Raw genomic sequence first — 2,462 nt, forward strand, 5'->3', positions numbered from 1 at the left:
CCCCGACCGGCACGGTCGGGGGGACGGCATGAGCGGACCGGGGGCTGGAACCACGATGAACGACATCCTGCACGGGCTCGGTGCGGCGGCGGCCTACGGCACCCTCGGCGTGGTGCTGCTGCTCCTCGGCATCGGCCTGGTCGACCTGCTGACGCCCGGCAAGCTCGGCCGGCAGATCTGGGTCGAGCGCAACCGCAACGCCGCCGTCCTGCTCAGCTCCGCCCTGCTCGGCATCGGCGGCATCGTCTTCACCGCGATCATGTACACCTATGCCGACTTCGGCAAGGGCCTGGTGTCGACGGCCTGCTACGGCCTGCTCGGGCTGGTGCTGATGGCCGTCGCGTTCTGGCTGGTGGACCTGCTGACGCCGGGCAGGCTCGGCGAGATCCTGGTCGATCCGGAGCCGCACCCGGCGGTGTGGGTGTCCGCGGCCTGCAACATCGCGGTGGCGGCGGTGGTGTCGGCCGCGATCGCGTAGGCCCGGGCCGCGCTGCGCCGGGCCGCGCTACGCCGGGCCGCGCTACGCCGGGCGGGGCGCCTCGCCCAGGACGTGCTCCCGCCCCCAGTCCCCCAGCGGCCCCAGCGCCGTGTTGAGGCGGTGCCCCGCCCCGGTCAGCGCGTACTCGACCCGGGGCGGCACCTCGTCGTACGCCTCCCGGTGCACGATGCCGTGCGCCTCCATCTCGCGCAGGTGCGCGGCCAGCACCTTCTCGGTGATCCCCGGCAGCAGCCGGCGCAGCTCGCCGAAGCGGCAGTGCGGGCGTTCGCCCAGGGCCCAGAGGATCGACACCTTCCACTTGCCGCCGATCACGTCCATCGCGGCGTCGGTCCCGCAGACGTGCGCCCCAGGCCTCGACACGATCGCCATGCCCACCCCTTCCGGCCCCTGCCAGCTCGATGCTCACCCCAGGGTAACCACCCACTTCGAAGTGCGTACTTGATCGTTTCCAGGGCCGGCGCGGAGGCTGACTGCCATGGCAACCAACCCCGTTGAGAACACCCCCAGGACCCCGCTCACCCTGCTCGGCCTCGGCGCGATGGGCACCGCGCTGGCCGAGGCCTGGCTCGCCGCCGGGCACCCGCTGACCGTCTGGAACCGCACCGCCGCCCGTGCCGACGGACTCGCCGCCCGGGGCGCCACCGTCGCCGCCACCGTCGCGCGGGCCGTCGCCGCGAACCGGCTGGTCGTCGTCTGCCTGCTCGACGACGCCTCCGTGCCGGCGGCGCTGGACGGCGTCGACCTGACCGGCAAGGACCTGGTCAACCTGGTCACCAGCACTCCCGGGCAGGCCCGTGCCCGGGCCGCCTGGGCCGAGGAGCGCGGCGCCCGCTACCTGGACGGCGGGATCATGGCCGTCCCGCCGATGATCGGTGTCCCGGCGGCCGGGGCGTACGTGTTCTACAGCGGCTCGTCCGAGCTGTTCGAGGAGCACGGGGGCGCCCTCGCCGTCCCGGCCGGAACCCGCTACGTGGGCGCCGACGCCGGGTACGCGGCGCTGCACGACGTGGCGCTGCTCAGCGGGATGTACGGGATGTTCGCCGGGATCGCGCACGCCTTCGCGCTGGTCCGCGGCGAGGCCGTGGCGCCGAGCGGGCTGGCGCCGCTGCTGGGCGACTGGCTGGCCGCGATGTCCGGCTCGGTGGCCAGGACGGCGGCGCAGCTGGAGAGCGGCGACTACGCCCGGGACGTAGTGTCCAACCTGGCGATGCAGGTGGCCGGCAAGGAGACGCTGCTGCGCACCGCCGAGGAGCAGCGGGTGAGCGCCGAACTCCTCGAACCATACTTTCGGTTGATGGAGCGCCGACTGGAGGTCGGTGGCGGTGGGGAGGACCTGACCGGGGTCGTCGACCTGCTGCGACGGTGAGGGCCGGCCGGTAACGTACCGGCATGGCAGACCTCGAAGAACGCGCCACCGTCGTCGCGTCCGAACCAGGGCAGGCCGGGGCGGGGGTGGTCGTCAGACCGCGCCGCGCCGACGACCTCGCCGACTGCGTCCGGGTGCTGGGCGACGTCCACACCGTCGACGGCTATCCCGCCGACTGGCCCGACCGCCCCGCCGCCTGGCTGACCCCGGACGGCCTGCTCGCCGCCTGGATCGCCGAGTCGGACGGCCGGCTCAGCGGGCACGTCGGCCTGGCCCGCAGCGCCCCGGGCGACCTCGCCCCCGTCCTGTGGAGCGGGCGCACCGGCGGCCGCCCGGAGCTCACCGCCGTGATCGGCCGGCTCTACGTCGCCCCCGAGGCGCGTGGCCGCCTCGTCGGCGCCCGGCTGCTGGCCTGCGCCGTGGCGCACGCGCGGGCGCTCGGCCTGCACCCCGTGCTCGACGTGCTCGCCACCGACACCGCCGCCGTGGCCCTCTACCGCCGCCTCGGCTGAGTCGGCCAGACCCGCCGCGGCGGCCAGCACCTTCTCGGCGCGGAAGCGCTCGATCTCCTTCTCGGCGTCCTTGAGCTTGGCGAGC

4 protein-coding genes are annotated in these 2,462 nt (G+C 74.8%); 3 read left to right on the forward strand and 1 reads right to left on the reverse strand.

Annotation, left to right across the window (positions count from 1 at the left end; translation table 11 throughout):
• The first annotated feature begins 55 nt into the window (after nucleotides 1-55).
• Nucleotides 56-478, forward strand: a complete 423-nt coding sequence (locus tag ACIQOV_RS37375) for a DUF350 domain-containing protein (RefSeq protein ID WP_387693905.1) — start codon at nucleotides 56-58, stop codon at nucleotides 476-478.
• A 42-nt stretch (nucleotides 479-520) separates the two neighbouring features.
• Here the strand turns inward: ACIQOV_RS37375 and ACIQOV_RS37380 are convergent, their stop codons facing one another.
• Nucleotides 521-868, reverse strand: a complete 348-nt coding sequence (locus ACIQOV_RS37380; RefSeq protein WP_359898000.1) for a helix-turn-helix domain-containing protein — start codon at nucleotides 866-868, stop codon at nucleotides 521-523.
• A gap of 106 nt (nucleotides 869-974) precedes the next feature.
• Between ACIQOV_RS37380 and ACIQOV_RS37385 the strand changes: the two genes are divergently transcribed.
• Both ACIQOV_RS37385 and ACIQOV_RS37390 read left to right on the forward strand, forming a co-directional pair.
• Nucleotides 975-1,865, forward strand: coding sequence for an NAD(P)-dependent oxidoreductase (locus ACIQOV_RS37385; RefSeq protein ID WP_401055240.1), 891 nt, complete (start codon nucleotides 975-977; stop codon nucleotides 1,863-1,865).
• 23 nt (nucleotides 1,866-1,888) lie between these two features.
• The gene (locus ACIQOV_RS37390; protein ID WP_401055241.1) at nucleotides 1,889-2,377 is read left to right on the forward strand and encodes a GNAT family N-acetyltransferase; all 489 of its coding nucleotides are present in this window, start codon (nucleotides 1,889-1,891) and stop codon (nucleotides 2,375-2,377) included.
• The last annotated feature ends 85 nt before the right edge of the window (nucleotides 2,378-2,462 follow it).

The organism is Kitasatospora sp. NPDC091257, assembly GCF_044757675.1.
GTDB lineage: Bacteria > Actinomycetota > Actinomycetes > Streptomycetales > Streptomycetaceae > Kitasatospora > Kitasatospora lactacystinica.

Excerpts from the sequence above, each read along its gene's own strand:
- ACIQOV_RS37375 (WP_387693905.1), top strand. The coding sequence starts at position 56 with ATGAACGACATCCTGCACGGGCTCGGTGCGGCGGCGGCCTACGGCACC.
- ACIQOV_RS37380 (WP_359898000.1), bottom strand. The coding sequence starts at position 868 with ATGGCGATCGTGTCGAGGCCTGGGGCGCACGTCTGCGGGACCGACGCC.
- ACIQOV_RS37385 (WP_401055240.1), top strand. The coding sequence starts at position 975 with ATGGCAACCAACCCCGTTGAGAACACCCCCAGGACCCCGCTCACCCTG.
- ACIQOV_RS37390 (WP_401055241.1), top strand. The coding sequence starts at position 1,889 with ATGGCAGACCTCGAAGAACGCGCCACCGTCGTCGCGTCCGAACCAGGG.